This window comes from Gammaproteobacteria bacterium, assembly GCA_029881255.1.
Taxonomy (GTDB): domain Bacteria; phylum Pseudomonadota; class Gammaproteobacteria; order S012-40; family S012-40; genus JAOUMY01.
The window spans coordinates 116,251-135,624 of record JAOUMY010000001.1; the positions used below are offsets into that span (position 1 = coordinate 116,251).

At 48.5% G+C, this 19,374-nt stretch carries 20 protein-coding genes; 13 read left to right on the forward strand and 7 right to left on the reverse strand.

Features of this window, described 5'->3' with window-relative positions; translation table 11 throughout:
• Window positions 1-10: 10 nt before the first annotated feature.
• From OEZ43_00480 to OEZ43_00490, 3 genes are all read left to right on the forward strand, one after another.
• Window positions 11-145 carry a hypothetical protein gene (locus OEZ43_00480; protein MDH5544033.1) on the forward strand — a complete coding sequence of 45 codons (135 nt, stop codon included), beginning with the start codon at window positions 11-13 and terminating at the stop codon, window positions 143-145.
• The gene (locus OEZ43_00485) at window positions 142-1,656 is read left to right on the forward strand and encodes a fumarate hydratase (GenBank protein ID MDH5544034.1); all 1,515 of its coding nucleotides are present in this window, start codon (window positions 142-144) and stop codon (window positions 1,654-1,656) included. The genes OEZ43_00480 and OEZ43_00485 overlap by 4 nt, the downstream gene beginning before the upstream one ends.
• 63 nt (window positions 1,657-1,719) lie before the next feature.
• Entirely contained in the window at window positions 1,720-2,967 is a 1,248-nt protein-coding gene (locus tag OEZ43_00490) for a BamA/TamA family outer membrane protein (GenBank protein ID MDH5544035.1), read from the forward strand.
• Here the strand turns inward: OEZ43_00490 and OEZ43_00495 are convergent.
• Window positions 2,964-4,127 carry a hypothetical protein gene (locus OEZ43_00495; protein MDH5544036.1) on the reverse strand — a complete coding sequence of 388 codons (1,164 nt, stop codon included), beginning with the start codon at window positions 4,125-4,127 and terminating at the stop codon, window positions 2,964-2,966. The genes OEZ43_00490 and OEZ43_00495 overlap by 4 nt on opposite strands.
• A 328-nt stretch (window positions 4,128-4,455) precedes the next feature.
• Between OEZ43_00495 and OEZ43_00500 the strand changes: the two genes are divergently transcribed.
• Entirely contained in the window at window positions 4,456-4,869 is a 414-nt protein-coding gene (locus OEZ43_00500; GenBank protein MDH5544037.1) for a hypothetical protein, read from the forward strand.
• Window positions 4,870-5,011: 142 nt separating this feature from the next.
• Entirely contained in the window at window positions 5,012-5,404 is a 393-nt protein-coding gene (gene gloA, locus OEZ43_00505) for a lactoylglutathione lyase (protein MDH5544038.1), read from the forward strand.
• A 25-nt stretch (window positions 5,405-5,429) separates the two neighbouring features.
• Here the strand turns inward: gloA and OEZ43_00510 are convergent, their stop codons facing one another.
• The gene (locus OEZ43_00510; GenBank protein MDH5544039.1) at window positions 5,430-6,128 is read right to left on the reverse strand and encodes a response regulator; all 699 of its coding nucleotides are present in this window, start codon (window positions 6,126-6,128) and stop codon (window positions 5,430-5,432) included.
• A 395-nt stretch (window positions 6,129-6,523) separates the two neighbouring features.
• On the opposite strand from OEZ43_00510, the gene OEZ43_00515 reads away from it, so the two are divergent.
• Both OEZ43_00515 and OEZ43_00520 read left to right on the forward strand, forming a co-directional pair.
• A complete protein-coding gene (locus tag OEZ43_00515; GenBank protein MDH5544040.1) occupies window positions 6,524-6,745 on the forward strand; it encodes a hypothetical protein in 222 nt (73 codons plus the stop codon).
• A 114-nt stretch (window positions 6,746-6,859) separates the two neighbouring features.
• Window positions 6,860-7,852, forward strand: coding sequence for a serine/threonine protein kinase (locus tag OEZ43_00520; protein ID MDH5544041.1), 993 nt, complete (start codon window positions 6,860-6,862; stop codon window positions 7,850-7,852).
• Here OEZ43_00520 and OEZ43_00525 read toward each other — a convergent pair.
• Entirely contained in the window at window positions 7,842-8,453 is a 612-nt protein-coding gene (locus OEZ43_00525) for a hypothetical protein (GenBank protein ID MDH5544042.1), read from the reverse strand. The genes OEZ43_00520 and OEZ43_00525 overlap by 11 nt on opposite strands.
• A 165-nt stretch (window positions 8,454-8,618) precedes the next feature.
• Between OEZ43_00525 and OEZ43_00530 the strand changes: the two genes are divergently transcribed.
• The 3 genes from OEZ43_00530 to OEZ43_00540 all read left to right on the forward strand — a co-directional run bounded on the left by OEZ43_00530 (window position 8,619) and on the right by OEZ43_00540 (window position 10,396).
• A complete protein-coding gene (locus OEZ43_00530; GenBank protein ID MDH5544043.1) occupies window positions 8,619-8,843 on the forward strand; it encodes a hypothetical protein in 225 nt (74 codons plus the stop codon).
• 66 nt (window positions 8,844-8,909) lie between these two features.
• The gene (locus OEZ43_00535; protein MDH5544044.1) at window positions 8,910-9,716 is read left to right on the forward strand and encodes a MotA/TolQ/ExbB proton channel family protein; all 807 of its coding nucleotides are present in this window, start codon (window positions 8,910-8,912) and stop codon (window positions 9,714-9,716) included.
• A 2-nt stretch (window positions 9,717-9,718) separates the two neighbouring features.
• The gene (locus OEZ43_00540; GenBank protein MDH5544045.1) at window positions 9,719-10,396 is read left to right on the forward strand and encodes an OmpA family protein; all 678 of its coding nucleotides are present in this window, start codon (window positions 9,719-9,721) and stop codon (window positions 10,394-10,396) included.
• A gap of 79 nt (window positions 10,397-10,475) precedes the next feature.
• Here OEZ43_00540 and OEZ43_00545 read toward each other — a convergent pair whose 3' ends face one another.
• Entirely contained in the window at window positions 10,476-11,831 is a 1,356-nt protein-coding gene (locus OEZ43_00545; protein ID MDH5544046.1) for an alanine:cation symporter family protein, read from the reverse strand.
• Between the two features lie 181 nt (window positions 11,832-12,012).
• Between OEZ43_00545 and OEZ43_00550 the strand changes: the two genes are divergently transcribed.
• Entirely contained in the window at window positions 12,013-14,238 is a 2,226-nt protein-coding gene (locus tag OEZ43_00550) for an ATP-binding protein (protein MDH5544047.1), read from the forward strand.
• Here the strand turns inward: OEZ43_00550 and OEZ43_00555 are convergent.
• The 3 genes from OEZ43_00555 to OEZ43_00565 all read right to left on the reverse strand — a co-directional run bounded on the left by OEZ43_00555 (window position 14,235) and on the right by OEZ43_00565 (window position 18,137).
• A complete protein-coding gene (locus OEZ43_00555; protein ID MDH5544048.1) occupies window positions 14,235-15,617 on the reverse strand; it encodes a diguanylate cyclase in 1,383 nt (460 codons plus the stop codon). The two genes, OEZ43_00550 and OEZ43_00555, sit on opposite strands and share 4 nt — an antisense overlap.
• 84 nt (window positions 15,618-15,701) lie before the next feature.
• Complete coding sequence (locus tag OEZ43_00560; GenBank protein ID MDH5544049.1) at window positions 15,702-16,484, reverse strand: endonuclease/exonuclease/phosphatase family protein; 783 nt, start codon at window positions 16,482-16,484, stop codon at window positions 15,702-15,704.
• 24 nt (window positions 16,485-16,508) lie between these two features.
• Entirely contained in the window at window positions 16,509-18,137 is a 1,629-nt protein-coding gene (locus OEZ43_00565; GenBank protein ID MDH5544050.1) for an acetolactate synthase large subunit, read from the reverse strand.
• A 121-nt stretch (window positions 18,138-18,258) separates the two neighbouring features.
• Between OEZ43_00565 and OEZ43_00570 the strand changes: the two genes are divergently transcribed.
• Together OEZ43_00570 and OEZ43_00575 are read left to right on the forward strand one after the other, a co-directional pair.
• Window positions 18,259-18,444, forward strand: coding sequence for a hypothetical protein (locus tag OEZ43_00570; protein ID MDH5544051.1), 186 nt, complete (start codon window positions 18,259-18,261; stop codon window positions 18,442-18,444).
• Between the two features lie 131 nt (window positions 18,445-18,575).
• On the forward strand, window positions 18,576-19,373 hold the full coding sequence (locus OEZ43_00575; protein MDH5544052.1) for an undecaprenyl-diphosphate phosphatase: 798 nt from the start codon (window positions 18,576-18,578) through the stop codon (window positions 19,371-19,373).
• Window position 19,374: the final 1 nt, after the last annotated feature.

A 19,374-nucleotide genomic window follows, 5' to 3' on the forward strand; every position in this document is an offset into this window, starting at 1 on the left:
GCTTTGTAACATGTCATACCTATTCTATATCGGCCTGACCGATAAAAATACCAGCCTGCCATACATCGCACCGGTTTTTCTGGCCCGTGACTGGCATTACACTATCCACTTTATCGCCGTAAACTGGAACTGGAAGCCGAAATGACCATTATCAGACAAGACGACTTTATCGCCAGCGTAGCCGACGCCTTGCAATATATTTCCTATTATCATCCTGTGGACTTTATACAGGCGATGGGAGCAGCTTATCAGCGGGAGCAATCCGCCGCCGCAAAAGACGCCATTGGCCAAATTCTTGTTAATTCGCGCATGTCTGCACTTGGACATCGCCCGGTCTGTCAGGACACCGGTATTGTCGTCGCCTTTGTTGAAGTCGGAATGAATGTGCAATGGGCAAGCTCTATGACAGTGGAGGACATGGTCAACGAAGGTGTTCGTATCGCTTACACCAATCCCGACAATCCGCTTCGTGCCTCGGTGGTAGCAGAGCCAGCCGGTCGACGCAAGAATACCGGCGACAACAGCCCTGCTGTTGTACACATCGAACTGGTTCCCGGTGATACCGTTAAGGTCACGGTCGCCGCCAAAGGTGGTGGTTCAGAAAACAAATCCAAGCTCGCTATGCTCAATCCCTCCGATGACATCGTCAAATGGATCACCGACGTCGTGCCAACCCTGGGCGCAGGCTGGTGTCCACCCGGCGTACTCGGCATCGGTATTGGCGGTACCGCAGAAAAAGCGGTGTTACTGGCGAAGAAATCATTAATGGCCCATATCGATATGCATGAATTGCTACAGAGCGGGCCAAAGTCTGCACTGGACGAATTACGTCTGGAAATCTACGAAGCAGTGAATAATCTCGGCATAGGCGCGCAAGGTCTCGGTGGACTGACGACGGTGCTCGACGTGAAGATTCTGGACTATCCTACTCACGCCGCATCAAAACCCGTGGCGCTGATTCCAAATTGCGCCGCTACTCGCCATGTCCATTTCGAATTAAAAGGCGAAGGCGCAGCGGAACTGAAACCACCCAGTCTTGATGACTGGCCGGAGATTAGTTGGGCGCCCGGCAGCGATGCCCGCAAAGTCAATCTTGATACCTTGAGTGCTGACGATGTACAGGCCTGGAAACCCGGCGAAACGGTTTTACTCAACGGCAAGCTGCTAACCGGAAGAGATGCCGCGCACAAGCGGCTGGTGGATATGATCGCCAAGGGGGAAACCCTGCCTGTGGACTTCAGGAACCGCTTTATCTATTACGTAGGGCCTGTCGATGCGGTACGCGATGAAGTCATAGGCCCCGCCGGTCCGACGACAGCGACACGTATGGACAAATTTACCGAGACCATACTCGCCAGCACCGGTTTGATCGGCATGGTAGGCAAAGCGGAACGTGGACCAACCGCGATTGAGGCGATCAAGAAACACAAGGCCGTGTATTTGATTGCTACTGGTGGTGCAGCCTATCTTGTCGCCAAGGCCATCAAATCCGCACGCGTGCTCGCCTTCGAGGATTTGGGCATGGAAGCGATATATGAATTTGACGTCGAGAATATGCCGGTGACAGTGGCCGTCGACTATCAGGGCAATTCCGTACACAAGACCGGTCCAGAGGAATGGCGAGTCAAGATCGCCAAGGGCATACCAAAGGCGTAAACATCTTGCTGTAACAATCTCTACCGCTATGGATCTCTACTGTGTTCACAGTGGAGTATCCCCATGCGTCAATTGCTACTGCTCACCTGCCTGTGCATGTCGTCTGCATGGGCAGACGGAGAATTCAAATCGAATTCGGCTTTACTTGACCAGATTCAGATCGAAGGTCTGCGGCGGACCGCGGAATCTGTCGTTTTACAGGAATTACTGGTAGAACCTGGCAAGACTATTTCAGAAAAACAACTCGACGAAAGTCTGCGGCGCCTGCGCAATCTGCGCATCTTTTCACGGGTCGAGCCGGAAGTTACCAACACCGGTGACAATAACGTCACACTGATTACTCGCGTTGAGGAAAAGTGGACGACGGTTCCAATTTTGCGTGCGTCTAGCGGCGGTGGTGCCAATTACTTTGTCGTCGGTGCATACGACATCAATACCTTCGGCAAATATAAAGAGCTAGGCGGGCAATACGAAAACTATAATGGTGAGCATTCCGCCGTAGTCTGGTATCGCAACCCACGTTTTATGCGACAACGTCTGCGTTTTGGCCTGGACATCTGGTCGGTGTCGAGACCGTATGTGCAATACGACAAGCTGGCGCAGCCGCAACTTTCCTTTCTGCTAAATCGAAAAAAACTGAACACCTTTTTTGATTGGGAATTACGTTCATGGCTGAGGCTAGGCCTTGGACTGGAATTAAACCGTGACACCCTCAAAAATATCGCAGACGGCCAAGACATCTATAAGAGTGACGCCAATATAGCCCGGCTAAGCGCTACGCTGGGACAAATCGACTATGACAATTATTTGTTACAGGGAATGCAGGCTACCGTCACTATCGAAAATGCATTGGCCTATTCTGCCAGTCAGGAAAAATTCCTGCGCATAATTTCTGAAAACCAACTCTATTTCATACTCCCATGGCGTTCCAATCTGGCCATGAATCTTCGCCTCGGCTATACCGATAGTGAAGCACTGCAACATGTATTTTATCTCGGTGGACTGGAGAATATACGCGCCTACTACGACACGCAATTTCAGACACAGGCGTTCTGGCAGTACAATACTGAATACCGCATTCCGAGTTTTCGCAATAGCTGGCTGGTATTGCAACATACATTTTTTGTCGATGCCTTGCAGATCATGCAAGGATACACCCACAGCAATCCCTCGCCGATCTACGCCAGCGCCGGCATGGGCATACGCCTGATATCACCAAAGGTTTATCGTTTAACACTGCGTCTGGATATCGCCTTACCATCCCATCAGGGAGGAAGTGTGTTTTCTATGGGCGCGCAGCAATTTTTCTAAGCTGGCGTATCTCGAACGGCAAAGGACAGCGCCTCACCGGGAAAGTCATCCAGACAAAATACCGTATGCCAGCAACACGCCTCAAGTGAAGCCTGTGGCAGCAAAATCACATCGCCCGCGTGAAGTATGTATGCATGCCCTTGCGCCACCAGTCGCGCGAAAAACGCGGGGATATGATTTAACAGAATCTCCACTGTACCGTCTTCTCTGTCGTCAAATCGTTCCGACCAATACTGGCGCTCACCACGGTTTTGCAGAATATCGGAGATCTCAGAGGATTCAAAATACGAAGACAACGTCGTTTCGATATTTTCCGTATCCAGAAACGCCAGAAAATTATCCAGCAAATCCGATTTGGACAAAGCCAGCCACGCCGTGGAACCAAACAGTTGAGCATAGACCACGCCATCATGTCCGCGCTCAACATCGTGATGAAACAAGGCGCCACCATTGGGTGCATTAAAATAATAAATTCTCTCCACGAAGGCGGTTTTCTTTATCCCTGTCACCTGGCGCAATGTCTGACCGAGTGCGGCATTTGATGTAATGGCCGAGGATTCAGGAAATATCGCCTCTGCCAACATCGCTGTCAGCTGTTCCTTGTGAAAATTACTGGCGACATCTTCATGTCCCTCTCGTCCATACGAAAAACGAAAGCGCAATGAAGCATCGTCATCTTCGAAGGACAACCACGACGCCTTCATCCAGATGCTTACGCCGTCCTGATCTTCGCCCTCCGCAGTTTCAAACTCCAACTGCTCGATACCCTGTCGATCGCTTTCATCGCTAAATCCGCCAGCAAACTGAAACTCGTTTTCGATTCGATCGAAGTAGCCCAGCTCGTTCATCATGGACATAACCGATTCGCCATCGAGTACACCTTCCACCAAGGCATAGGTTTGTTCCATATCTGGTTCGACGGCCGCGAGTCGGTCGCTCACGATCGCACGCAAATGCAGTGGACGGGCGCTGCGCCAGATACTCTCCATATCCTGGACCGGCTTCTCCGCGGAAGCATCTCGCACACCCAGCCAGCCCAGCTCTACGCCACGGCGATAGATAAAATGCTGCTCACTACAGCGATTTTTTTGCGCTTCCACTGCCGCAGCATCTGCGCCCATATCAGGCCCGCCAAGAAACACTGTCGTCGATTTATTCACCTGCATACTCCCATGCCGAATGCATGACGATGGTAGCTGATACACCGTCTTTTCGCCACATCAGTGCAACTCCCGCAGCCACTGTACAAAAAGTCAGATGTGACACAGCTCACATTTTTCCAATCGGCCAATGTGTGAAGCAATTGGCGCTTTATCACTTGACAGCAAATCCTCCGGAAATCAACAGCGTGAAAGTCTTCACAGTTCCTGTTTTCCCACGCTTGCGCTGTGACCAGGTTTGCATTGTTGGCCCTCGAAAATACCACGCTACAGACGCAAACAGAGGCAGTTCTTGAGTTGCCCATTTACAAAAACAAGGAACTGTATAATGAAAAAACTGCTTGCCCTTAAGTTATTTTTGTTGCTAATCGTCAGTTCATCATCGGCATTAGCTTGGAGTCCGGAAGCATCAAAAGCTTCCCCGAATAAAAACGAATGGACGCATTGGGACAGTGCAATGGAAGTTGCCTATTTCATGACGCATGTTGCTGACTGGGGACAGACACGTAGCATTAGCGGCCAGTGTAAAACCGGCGCTTACCGTGAAATGAATCCTATACTGGGAGAGTGTCCGTCACTCATTTCGGTGAATGCCTATTTTATTGGCACCGCATTGCTGCACGCAGGCGTGGCTTACGCACTTCCGCCTAAGTATCGTCGATTATTTCAGTCGACAACAATCGTGACGCAAATCGGCGTTGTTTCCAGCAATGCCAGTATCGGACTGGATATCAGTTTCTAACAAACGAATTCAAGGTTAGGGCAACAGGGAAGATGTAGCCCGGGGTTATCCCCGGGCTTTTTTATTTCTCGAAATTTTTCACTACCCATTTATCTTTGTTAGACTACCCCTCAACTATCAAACCGCTATACGAGGACTATTCATGCGTCTTTTGCATACCATGTTACGCGTCGGGAGTCTGGAGAAGTCCATCGAGTTCTATACACAAGTGCTCGGGATGCGTTTATTACGTCAGAAAGACTATCCCGATGGCGAATTTACACTGGCCTTCATAGGCTATGGAGAGGAGTCAGAACAAACCGTCATCGAACTCACCTACAATTGGGGCGTGGAGAATTACGACCTGGGCAGTGGTTATGGCCACATTGCCATTGAAGTGGATGACGTCTATGCCGCCACAGAAGCCATACGCGAACGTGGTGGAAAGATAATGCGTGATGCAGGACCGATGAATGCTGGCACAACAATTATTGCATTCGTTGCTGATCCTGACGGTTACCCGATTGAATTGATAGGGAAGAAATCCCAGGCCTGATCTGCGCAATAGTACGACCAGTGGCTTATAAGCGCTCTTCAACCAGGCTCAGCATATCCACAAGGTCGAAGGGCTTGAATATACAGCCGGTGATCTGGAATGTATTAAACGGGTCTCTCAAGCTATTTCCATCTGTATGGCGAATGGCAATCACCGGCCCCTCGAAGCCCCGGTCTTTCACAAAGCGCAGATGCGCTAACACCGCCGAAAAGTAATCCTCGACCAAATAGACCAAACCTGCACAGTCCTGATAAGCGACATCGTCATAGTCACATCGTTCGATCAGACAATATCCGTTAGCTTTAACGCTATGCGCAAGCTCGTCGCGGGATATCTGAGTTTCAGTAGCGATAAAGTGGATACTACGACTACTACGCTCCTGCTCAAACATCGCAAGAATTTTTTGCGTATCTGAGAGAAGCTGATGGGTAAATTCATCATTCGGAAACGCTTCAAGCGCCACCTGTGGCCAGCGAAATCCGGTCATAAACAACACTGGCATCTGGTGGTGTTGCGCACGTATCTTCGATAAAACGGTTATACCGTCTATGTCGGGTAGATTGACGTCAAACAGACACAAATCGACAGGATTCGATTGAACATGCTGCAAGGCCTCCACCCCGGATTCGGTAGATAACACATTGACCTTGAGTACATCCCCGAGAACTTCTCTGAGACCCTCAGCGAGATCGCTATTGTCCTCGAGAATTAAAATATTTTTCATAAAGGTCCGTTGTTACACCACTATGTTCAAATTAGCAAAATTTGTTCTAATAATACATAGCGCAAGAACGTCACATTTCGTCGAAGTATGCAATACCGCATAGTTGCGGAACAATTTCGAAATAGTTGAGTGAATCAGTGTAAACAATCTTTTCGAACCCTTGCGAATCTCGATGGATATCACTCACCACGACAAACCACTCGTTAGTTTTTTCTATGCATGACACGCACGCGCGCATACTTCTTTTCACGCTTTACGTACAGGACGTTACGTTTATTTACACACTTTCGCAGTTTTGTGAATCACATAACAGACTAATGAATTCGACATTGAAAACTGTCGCCAAAGGCCGTTTAATGAGTCAAGTACACGCTCTTACTGTGAGGAGGCTGAAAATGAAGATCGACGGTGGTACCTTCGCCAACATGCAACAGATCCAGAAAACGGTTTCTCAGATTGAGGGAACTAAGCGCACCTCTACGGACAAGACCATTAAGCATCTGGAAGTGGTCGATGCCAAAGCAAGTCGTTCAACGGAAAAGGTTGTCGACTCTGCGATTGATACCCAGCATGCTGTCATACAGGCCAAAGGTAATTTCATAGATACCTTGGCATAAGATCTCCTCAGATAACGACAAAGGGCGTCTCTTAGGCGCCCTTTGCATTTTAGGCCCACAATCGCGCTGTATTGCAGTATGATGAACAACCTTCTTCATGTATGACATATTGCAATGCCGGAACAACAACCCCAATACGCCGACCTTACACCTGACGTGATTCTTTCTGCCGTTGAGACACAAGGCTTTCAATGCAGTGGCGCGATGCTCGCGCTAAACAGTTATGAGAATCGTGTCTATCAGTTAGGCATGGAAGAGGGGCCGCCATTAATTACCAAGTTCTATCGCCCCGGTCGCTGGCGCAATGAACAGATACTTGAAGAGCATCAATATAGCCAGGAGTTAGTAGAGCGTGAAATTCCCGTGATCGCGCCACTGCTCAACGCACAAAATAAAAGTTTGTTTGAATATCAGGGCTACCGCTTTGCATTGTTTCCGCGACGCAGTGGACAATGGCCGGAACTCGATAACGCGGAAAACCTGCTTTGGCTTGGTCGATTTCTTGGGCGCATACACGCCGTCGGTGCCATCCGTCGTTTTGAGCACAGACAGCGACTAAACGTGCAAAACATGGGTTATGACTCTGTCGCCTTCCTGGACGAACACGGATTCCTGCCGGATTATCTTCGCCAAAACTATCTCACCGCCGCCACGCAACTTCTCGATGAAATCAGCCAGATTTTCGAATCCTTTGGCCCGTATCGCATATTGCGCCTGCATGGCGACTGTCATCCGGGGAATATCTTGTGGACAGAAAACGGTCCGTATTTCGTAGATCTCGATGATTGCCAAAGTGGGCCAGCAATACAGGATCTCTGGATGTTGCTTTCCGGTGATCGACAGGTTCAGGAATGGCAGTTACAACAGATTATTCGCGGTTATAACGATTTTTTTGAATTTGATCCCTATGAATTGAGCCTGGTCGAATCGCTACGCACCTTGCGTATGATTCATTATTCCGCATGGCTCGCGCGACGCTGGGATGACAGCGCCTTCCCCCTTGCATTCACCTGGTTTAATACCCCCCGTTATTGGGAGGAGCAGCTAAACCAGCTGCGCGAACAGCAGGACAAGCTACGCGAGCCACCGCTCAAGCTCAACCTGTAACTCGCTTTAGATTGCGCGCAATCGCCTCGCTGATTTGCGGGCCGATGGTTTGCCCACCTATATAGGAATCGGTGAAAGCATATTCATACTTCAGATCCGTCAGCGCGATTGCCCCAATCACCCTATTTTCCCAGGAGTAATCATCGCTATGTTCACTGAGCGTTGGTAGTCCCGCGTCGTCCATATCCAATGCAGCGCCAAAAAAGATTGTTGCCGGAATATTGCGCAACCTCAACGCACAATTCCCCCGCGTACGCCCTGACATGGGGAGAAAATCGATTGTCCGTGAAAGACGGGTTTTGTTATCTATGATGACATCCACATGCCCGCTTATTGACGTTTGCTCAGCAGCAGAAGCAATAGCTTTAGCATTTAAATACTTACGCCAGTCATCGAGATCAAACACGGCGAGATGACTCGTCAGAAAAATGTAAGCAACTCCCTTGTCACGCAGCTTTGCCGCCAGTTCAGGGTCGAATTTAGGCGTATTTACCAGAATACCGCCACATTCCTTGTCATGAATCAGATACACCGCCGGCGACAGCCTTCCATCCTGTACTAAAGTAATTTCGCGCCCTGCTAGTTTGCATATGGTTTTCAAATGGTTACTAACCTCTCTTTACAGCGTACATGGCATACAATTTGAAACAATTTATGTGACCGTAGACGAATTCCCCTTTGCGCCAATCATACTGAACGGCTAAAGGAAAATTCCAACCACCCGATAATTAGAAACCTTATCCAGAGGGGTAAAAAGGAGAAAACCATGATACATAAAGTCCTGGTGGTAGATGATGGAAACGAACGCATAACGGCACTTATAACGGGGTTAAGTGATGCAGGATACGAAGTTATTGTAGTACAAAATTCAAACTTGCCTGCGTTGCAGGAACACATTCGAACACACCAACCCGATTTTCTGATGTTGGATGAAGACAATGTTATCGATCTTTCCAACAAAGAATTCGATATCACCAACATCGCCGCATAACCCCTCACTTCAGGAATAGTTTTTGCTCTCGTTTAGTATCGCCTAAACGAGAGCAAAAACATTCCCATGGACTTCGCCACCCTCGCTGGATTGGTTTCCGGCATCGTCATTATCACGCTGGCGGTTGCTACGGGATCCAACTTCTCGGTATTTATCAACCTGCCTGGTTTTCTCATTGTACTTGGCGGCACGGCGGCAGCGGTATTGATCAAGTTTCCGCTCAAAACCTGTCTTGAAAGTTTTATCGAAGGCTTGAAGACGGCGTTTGTCGATCGCTCAGAACGTCCTCTGGATCTCATACACATCGCGACTCATTTAGCGGACAAAGTGAGAAGACACGGGCGTCTTGTGTTGGAAGACATTCACATTAAGAATGCTTTTTTCAGAAAAGGCTCAATGCTAATCGCCGATGGCCGTAGCGAAGAATTTATCCGCAAGGTTATGACGATGGATATGGATCAGACTATCGAAAGACACTTGGTCGGTGAACGCGTATTTCGTGCCATCGGTGAATCCGCACCCGCATTCGGTATGATCGGCACCCTGGTCGGTCTGGTGCAAATGCTGTCAAATATGGAAGACCCGAAGGCCATTGGCATGGGTATGGCCGTCGCTTTGTTAACAACGCTATATGGCTCATTGATTGCCAATCTTGTGGCGCTGCCCATTGCAGATAAACTGCAAATGCGCGCTTATGCCGAACACACCAACAAGGCATTGATAATAGAAAGCCTCGTCAGCATCGAGAAAGGGGTTAACCCGAAAATTATGGAAGAAGTTCTGCTTACCTATCTGCCAAGCCGGGAACGTGAAGCAGCAGCAAGCGGTGAAACAAGTCATAGCGTTCCCGATGAGTTAAAAGGCCCGCGCTAGACATGGGATACGATGTCAAATACCAGCGACGCAATAATACGCCCGTCTGGATGGTGACGTTCGCCGACATGATGGCCCTGCTGTTGACGTTTTTTATCATCATGCTGTCTTTTTCCACTATGGATTTGAAAAAGTATAAAGCCGTTAGTAGTGCGATTGAACAGAGCTTTGGTCAGGGCCAACCACACGAAGAGAATACCTCTGCAATAAAACCCATCGTCCCCTTACCCGAACCAGAGCCCAAACACAGCCTGGAAAAACAACTCCTGAACATTTTGCAAAAAGAAATCTCTGAGGGGGTATTATTTGTTGAGAGGCAAGATCAACTCATCATTATCCGCTTTCCAGAACAAATTGCCTTCTCCAGCGCTAGCGATCGACTTCGTCCCGAATTTAGTCCGCTGCTGGAAAAGATTGTTTCCGTCGTAACGAAAAGCGAAGGTGAAATCGTTGTCACCGGTCACACTGACAAGCTGCCGATCAATACCGAACGCTTTCGTTCAAACTGGGATTTATCTGCCGCACGCGCGGTTTCAGTTGTGCACGCCATGCTGGAACACTCTCAGATAAATCCAAAACGGATGACGGCTCAGGGGATGGCAGATACCCGACCATTGGATGCGGCAGAAAACACCGCTTCCAATCGACGGGTTGAAATCTCCATACGCGAAATTGAATAGCGCCTAGACTGCGATAGAAGATTATCTAGCGTATCGCCACATCCATCATCGTTGCATGCCCATCAGACGACACACCTTCTTATCCAGGCTGTCTATGCTTGGCCATGTATTCATCCTTCATCTTCTTCACCTTACCTGCCAGCAGGATGAGACACAACAGGTTTGGTATCGCCATTAGAATATTAGTGAGATCGGCCAGCCCCCACACCAGATGCAATGGCACGGCAGCACCCACCACAACCAGGCCGGTATACACAACACGATACGGCATCACTGCCTGCTCGCCAAAAAGAAAACGCGCAGAACGGTCACCGTAATATGACCATGCAATTATCGTAGAGAATGCGAACAAGGTCAGACCAATACCGACTACCCACGCGCCACCTTCACCCAATGATTGACTAAATGCGTAGGCGGTTAACGCTGCGCCGACTGCGTCATCCGGTTTATTGAGATAGCTGCCGGTGATAATAATGACCAGCCCCGTCAGCGTACAGATAATGAGGGTGTCTATAAAAGGTTCCATCATTGCCACCAAACCTTCGCGCACCGGCTCATTCGTTTTAGCGGCGGCGTGCGCCATGGGAGACGAACCCAGACCTGCCTCATTGGAAAACAAACCTCGCGCCACGCCCCAACGTATTGCTTCGCCAATAGCGGCGCCACCAACAGCCCAGGGATTGAGCGCATGATTCAACACCAGATAAAACGCATGTGGTATCGCCTCAATATAATTGATCAACACAATAACTGACGCTGCGATATACATCACAGCCATAAAGGGAACGATTACGGCAGCGACTTTGGCAATACGCTTAACGCCCCCGAGTATCACCAGGCCAACCAGGGTAGCCATGATGATTCCTATCCACCAACCATTATCTTTCAACGAAGGATTGATAAAAGACAGTCCGTCCACAACAGAATTGGCCTGCACCATATTGCCGATCCCAAACGAGGCAATCAATGCAAAGACCGCAAACAGCGTCGCGGTACGTTTCATTTTCAGACCATGTAATAAGGTATACATAGGTCCGCCAGCAATCTGACCACCGGGATGTATTTCGCGATATTTCAATGCCAGCGTACACTCAGTGAATTTAGTCGCCATCCCAAAAAACGCAGTTACCCACATCCAGAAAAGCGCTCCCGGCCCGCCAAGAGATATCGCTGTTGCAACACCGGCAATGTTTCCAGTGCCTACTGTTGCAGATAGTGCTGTAGACAGGGCCTGAAAATGCGTTACCTCGCCTGCGTCATCTGCCTTAGAATACTTTCCACCGATAAGCTGCATGGAGTGACGAAACCCACGGAACTGAATCATCCCCATTCTTATCGTCAAGTAAAAACCGACGCCGAGTAATACGCCAAGTGTCAGCGGACTATTCCACAAAAAACCCGATGCAGCTCCCACGATCTCTGTCAGCCATTCCATATTTCATTCACTCGCTGTTCAAATGTTTCCAATAATTGCAAAGCACATTCCATAATCCCACAACCGCCTAAACGTATTCAAACAATATTTACATTCCAGTCTTCATTATCACGGTACTAGTAGTCAATTTGCGCAGCCCAAAAGCCGAATAATGTAAAACGATCGTTACAGAATTGCGTACATGTCTTTCACAAAAACAATGCTGGTTTTACTTACCATCGGAGTGGTAATACACGCCGTGGGTCTTCCCATTCTTGCACTGCTAAATGGAAGCTCATCGCTGATGCTAATCGCCAGCATGGCACTATCGTTAGCGACCATCGTTCTCCTTTACCTCTATGCTCGCTCACACGGAAAAAATGTACAGGAAGCACGCATACAGATGCAAAACATTAATCGGCGCATGCAATTAATCGGCGATATCAGCATGGTGGCAACAGGACAATATCAACTCAATCGTAATGTGATACATCTTGGCCTAAAGAGCCTGACGCATTACCTAGGCGCATCTGCCGCTGTCTTTGTAGCGTTTGAAGGACAACATGCGAATTCAGACGAAAGCATACAATCTTATATAAATCGGCAACATTTTAAGCGCCCAGAGGTTTCCGGTCTCCTGGAAAAACTGGAAGCACTCGCGATCACCGACTTCGCGCTGCCCAGTTTTCGAAAATTCTCCCACACCGTTCCAACACAGCTTTACGACAATCTGCAGTCTCATGTCCTATTCAAGAACCACGGACAGTGCAAGCATTTGTTGATACCAATACTTTCCGGGGGAAAAAACTATGCCTTGATTAGTGTATTTCTAAAGGAAGGCAATATATTAAATCTTGATCAAATAGAATTTCTCAATACCATCGCCGGCTATTACGGCAATTTTTTCGAATTGACCGACAACCGACAAAGCCTCAACGACCACATCAGACGCTTAAAGAATTCACAACGGGTCGCGAAAGTCGGATCATGGGAATATAGTCTACAGAACAACAACACCTACTGGTCGGACCAGGTATTTGATATTTTCAATCTGGGCGTTAACTCGATTACACCAAGCATCGACGCACTCATCGAGCTCGCTCATTTCTCCGAACGCCGTCGTCTGCGCACATTTTTATACTCTTTGAAGCCAGGCGAAGAACGTACTTTCGAGTATCACGCAACAAAAGCAAACGGCGAGGAAGTTGTCATCTGCATACGTACTGATGGAGACAATAAAAACGATAATGTACTGGCTGGCGTCATTCAGGATGTCAGCGAACAATACCGCCTTGACCAGTTAAAAGAAGACTTCATCTCTACTGTCAGCCATGAATTGAGGACGCCACTTACCGCCATAAAAGGCTCACTATCGCTGATTGACTACGATAAAAAGTCGAATACCAGCGATTCCGACATACATTTATTGGATATCGCCAGGAAGAATATCGATCGTCTGTTATTTCTGGTCAATGACATCCTGGATATACAGAAAGCCAATAGCGGGCAAGTGGAATTAAAACTACAGAACATTGACCTGAACAATCTGGTTACTGATGCACACAAACAAATGGCTCACTACGCAAGCCAATACGGTACCGAGATTAAACTTAGCAAACCTGATAAACCGATAATTTCCAGCATTGATAGTAACCGACTAAACCAGGTATTACTCAACCTGCTATCCAACGCCGTAAAATTTTCACCCGAAAACAGTATCATCGAGCTGCGCCTGGAGGAGCTCGAAAACAAAGCACGGATACTGATAGTAGACACCGGACCTGGAATACCGGATGACTTGAAAGACAAGGTATTTGAAAAATTCACGCAGGTAAACGCACAAAATCTGAAGAAGACCAGAGGAACGGGGCTAGGCCTGTGTATATCCCGGCTCCTGGTTGAGAAGCATGGTGGGAAGATCGGCTTTTATAGCAACCCTATAAGGGGAACCACCTTTTATATCGAACTTGACACCATTGATAGCACGCCTGCTCAGTTACCCGGCAAGCCTGGTCAAAGTAACCCAAGCTTGCCACAAGCACTTGTGATTGAAGACGACGTAGCCACCAGTCGACACTTAAAAGCGGTGTTACAACGGTTAAACGTCAGCGTTGACTGCGCGTACAGTACGGAACAGGCTGATGACTTGCTCGCAAAAAAGCGCTACGACCTTATCACTATCGATATTATGTTACCCGACAAGAACGGTGTTACCTACGTTAAGGAAATACAAGCGAATAAAGAAATGAAGAACGTTCCGATTTTGATCATTTCCGCCATCACGGAAATTATGCAGAAAAGCGAAGAGGCGAAAGGCGTACACGTCTATAAATGGTTTAGCAAACCTTTCGACATAAAAGCATTTGCTGCGACGATTGAGGAACTGACTAACAAGGACAATACCACTACGACCCGCCGTGCCAGTTAATCTCCTGCGACGATGACTCGATTTCGCCCACTCTCTTTCGCAGCGTAGAGTGCCTTGTCAGCGCGTTCAAACACATCGTCCATATTATCGCCTTCGACAAACTCCGAGATACCGCAGGAAATCGTTATCGAAACCGGTTCTCCCTTGAAGTGAAATCCGAGCGCCTCGATAGTCGTCCGTAATTTTTCAGTAACCGCTTTAGCAGAAGACTTATCGGCGCCAGGCATAATCAACACAAACTCTTCGCCACCAAATCTGGCTAGATAGTCGGTTTCCCGTATTCGTGAAGCCAGCGTCTTAGCAATGGTTTTTAACGCCTTGTCGCCAGCGACATGCCCATAGTTGTCATTAATACGTTTAAAATGATCCACGTCAAACACCACCACCGAGAGCGGATGGCCAAAGCGCTTCCAACGCGCAAATTCCTCGTTTATCCGGCCTATATAACCTAGCCGATTCGGAATGCCCGTCAACGCATCCATTTGCGCCTGTATGCGCTCCTCCTTCACCTTGTCGCGAAGTTTGACGGTTTCCTCTTCCAGTTCATTGAGGCGAGATATCAGGCTTTTTACTAATTGACCGTCTTTTCCATGGCGCGTATTTTCATCCTGGCGAAATTTTGAAACATGACTTTCAATCGCTTCGATACGACTTTGAATCGTCTTCTTCAAATGGTCGATTTCATCTGTTTCGGCCATGGTGTTGCGCAGGCCGAGCATTTCTTTTTTAACGGCATCATTCAGTTCATTGCCTCTCTTCAATGACGCCATGCGTGACTCTTCATTGCCCTGGATAAAAGTATCCAACTCCTGGAGCCTGCCAGTCACCTGCTTCAAAAACGACTCAGTATCCAGTCGCTCATTGTTAATCTTAATGCGTATGTCATTGGCAATTTCTGCCACCAGTTCCAACATGCCCGACCAGGAGCCGGATGACACCCCCGCCTCCAGACACTTTTTCAGTAGTTCAATCTTGTCATCAAGATCTGTTGGCAAACTGATGTTTTGCAGCAATTGATAGAGAATTTCGGAAATCAACAAGGCACAAATCTGGTTGCTGTTTGCGCCCGGAATCTTATGTGTTTCTTCAGGCGGATCCAGCGGCGACACCGCCCTACCCGTCAGATCCTTCATCAAGGCTTTTACGGCACGTTCCAGCGCCGGCATATTTATCGTGTCTGAGATCGCATTTCCGATATTATCGAGATGCAACTCAAGCTCGCTCGTTTCCTGCTGGAAAAGTGACACCACATCGCTAAACGATGTGCTGATCAGCCCTACGGCTGACTTCAAATCATGGCTGATGCTTTCGAGTTCCTGCTCAGCTTCTTCCAGTTGGATACGCCAGCGGTCGGCGTCAGATGGTTGGTCCTTCGACATTCCTGTTCAGGCCTCATACCTTTTTCGTCAATCACGTACTGGCTAGGGAAAGGCAAATAGTTTGCCGATTGAAACGTGGATAGATTACAAACTTACTGAAGCCGGCACGATCACCTCCATGCTGATCGGCAGATGATCTGAGTATGTGTACGGAAGGACTTGCACATTTTCAATTCTCAGGCTGGATGACACCAGGATATGATCCAGCTTGCGTGTAGGCTTCCAGCTGGGATAGGTGTTCAAACCCCATACGGGAGCGCCGAGCCCGGTTTGCCGAAGTAGCGACTGAAGCTCCTCACTGTCAGGCTGACAATTCATATCCCCCATCACCACAACATGTTCGTATTCTTTTACCAGGGCCGCAATATAATCCAACTGTATGCCTCTGGACTTTCTTCCCAGTGCAAGATGAATCATAACCACGATAAGCTGGGAGTCATCCTGTCCAAAACGTGCGACTAGTGCGCCTCTTCCGGGCACGCGGCCTGGAAGCTTGTGATCTTCGACTGAGATGGGCGTATAAGAGCTTAGCAAACCATTGCTGTGTTTGGCGATATGGCCGAGACGGCGATTGGTTTGATGTGTCCAGAAAGGAAAACGCGCGCGCTCGGCGAGATACTGGGTTTGATTGACGTAACTGCTGCGTATGCTACCGGCATCGACTTCCTGAAGACCAACAATATCATGACCCTCGAGTATTTCTGCGATTTGGTTCAGGTTCCTGAAATGCGTTTCATGGGGAAACACATGACGCCAGCTGCGCGTCACATAGTGATGAGGCTTAACCGACGCAATCGCTACCTGAATGTTGTAGCTCATTAAGCGTAAACGCGTTCCCACGCGATCGGTGTTTTGATCAGATGCCATTTTTTGCTTGCGATTTATTGGTCATTATTCTGACAGCATCTCCCCCAGTTTTTCGGTCAGCTTCAGGTTTTCACTATAATCTACTGCACAGTCAATTATGCTTACCGTTCCGTCATTTAATGCCTGCGCGATAGTGGGGAGCAAGTCCTGCGTGCGCTCGATACGATAACCTTTTGCACCAAACGACTCGGCATAGGTAACAAAGTCCGGATTACCGAAATCAACATGCGACTTGCGTCCAAACTGTTTCATCTGCTTCCATTCAATTAAACCATAGCCATTATCATTCCAGATCAGAATGACGATGTTTAGTTTCAGACGCATGGCGGTTTCAATTTCCTGGGAGTTCATCAGAAAACCCGCATCACCAGTTACCGCAACAATATTACGCTGCGGGTATAGCAACTTTGCTGAAATCGCCCCAGGGACGGCGATCCCCATGCTGGCAAAACCGTTGGATATAATACAGGTATTGGGTTCGTCGCAGCGATACATACGCGCCATCCACATCTTGTGCGCGCCCACGTCGCAAATGACGATGTCCTCACTTCTCAATGCCGAACGTAAATCCCAAATTATCTTCTGAGGCTTAACGGGAAAAGAGTCATCATCCTTGTGCAAGTCCATTTCTTTAATCAAGGCCTCGCGCATGGGACGCATCAGGTGCCCCTGGTGTGGTTTGGCTATCTTTGAAAGACTACTCAGGGATTCGCCAATATCACCAACAATACCAATCTCTGCCTGGTAGTAGGCATCTACTTCGGCGGGAGAGGTGTCGATATGTACGATGATACGATCTGCGCTTGGGTGCCAAAGTCGTGGGTGGTATTCAACCAGATCGTAGCCGATGCAAATAATCACATCGGCGCGATCAAAACCGACGCTGACATAATCTTTTGCCTGCAGACCCACACTACCCAGAGCCAGGGGATGACGAAATGGAAATACGCCTTTCGCCATAAAGGTATTGGCAACCGGAATGTTCAGGGTCTCGGCGAATTTAACCAGGGGCTCACAGGCATGGGAGCGTATCACCCCATTGCCCGCGAGTATGATGGGATTCCTGGCGCCGTTTAAAATGTCGGCCACCATCTTTACCCTTTGTTGATTCGGGCCTGGCAGTTGGGTGTATTTGGCGCGCAGTGGCGGCGCATCGGTAGACTGTTTGGCAATGTTCTCCGGGAACTCGATAAACGTCGCCCCCATCTTTTCAGTCACAGCCACTTTAAACGCCTTGCGCACCACCTCTGGAATCACATCGGCGCTGACGATCCGGGACGAATACTTGGTGACATGATCGAAAATTCGATCCAAATGTAGAACCTGGTGGGACTCTTTGTGTAGTCGCGTGGTATCGGCCTGACCAGCAATTGCCACCACTGGCGCGTGATCCATATTCGCATCAGCAACTCCAGTCAACAAATTGGTCGCGCCCGGCCCAAGCGTGGCCAGACAAACACCCGGTTTACCCGACAGACGCCCGTAAACATCCGCCATAAAGGCCGCGCCTTGCTCATGACGCGTGGTAATAAAGTGTATGGACGACGAGAGCAGGGCATCCATAACATCGAGATTTTCCTCACCAGGAATCCCGAAAATATAGTCAACACCTTCGTTTTCGAGGCAGCGTATAAACAGTTCAGAAGCTTTCAAATTATTGCGCTCTCAGGCAGTTTCACAAGTTAATTTGATGCTAATCATAAATCATTACAATTGGACCCGATACAGCGAAATGTTTGATATATTATGGGCTTGACGAAAGGGGGGATTACCTATGCTAAGCAGTCACAGACCTGATATTAATAGCCAATATACCAGCCCGGAAGGGGAGCAAGTCACGGTTATCGGTACTGGAACCAATGGTATCGTCGTTGAATTCCAGGATGGGCGCGTACAACTGCTTGCCACTCCCGAGTGGGAAAGCCTGGGTATGCAGCGCGCAAGTGAACAGAAACATTAAGCATAATTAATCCGCAAAATAAAAAACGCCGGTTTTACCGGCGTTTTTTATTTTGTACCGCTCAAAAGATTGTCAGATTCTCCGACACGTTCTACACTCCACGAACTTCGCGATAAAACGACTAAACTGATATGGATTTTACACAGATTCTGGTACTTGCTCTGGTACAGGGATTAACGGAATTTCTACCCATTTCGAGTTCCGCCCACCTGATACTGATACCGGTTGTTGCCGGCTGGCAGGACCAGGGCCTCGCCTTCGATGTTGCGGTTCATGTAGGGACTTTAGGCGCCGTTGTTTTTTATTTTCGGCAAGAACTTGTCACCCTGAGCGTAGACTGGTCAAGATCTATCGCACAGCGCCAGGCAGTTGGCGATAGCTTGTTAGCGTGGGCAGTCATTATCGCCACTATCCCGGCCGTAGTCGCTGGATTTCTGTTCAAAGACTATGTAGAAACCGTATTGCGCTCACCGATAATTATTGCCGCTACCACTATCGGTTTTGGTCTGCTCCTGTTATTTGCCGACAAATTCGGCCGCCGCATCCGCAACGAACACAGCCTTGGCCTTTACGATATTTTAATCATTGGCTTCGCGCAGGCTTTGGCACTCGTCCCAGGTACTTCACGCTCAGGCATAACCATTACAGCCGGCCTCTTACTGGGAATGACGCGCGAGGCATCTGCCCGCTTTTCCTTTTTGTTGTCTATTCCCATTATCGCTGGTGGCGGTTTATTGAAAACCAAAGATTTGGTGGAATCCAGCCAGCTAGTCGATTGGGGCTCGATCCTGTTGGGTATCGCGCTTTCCGGAGGCACCGCATATCTTTGTATTCATTACTTCATGAAATTGCTGGATCGCATCGGTATGGCGCCTTTTGTGGCTTATCGTTTGTTTCTTGGCGCGCTATTGTTGGTTTTGTTTTTATAGA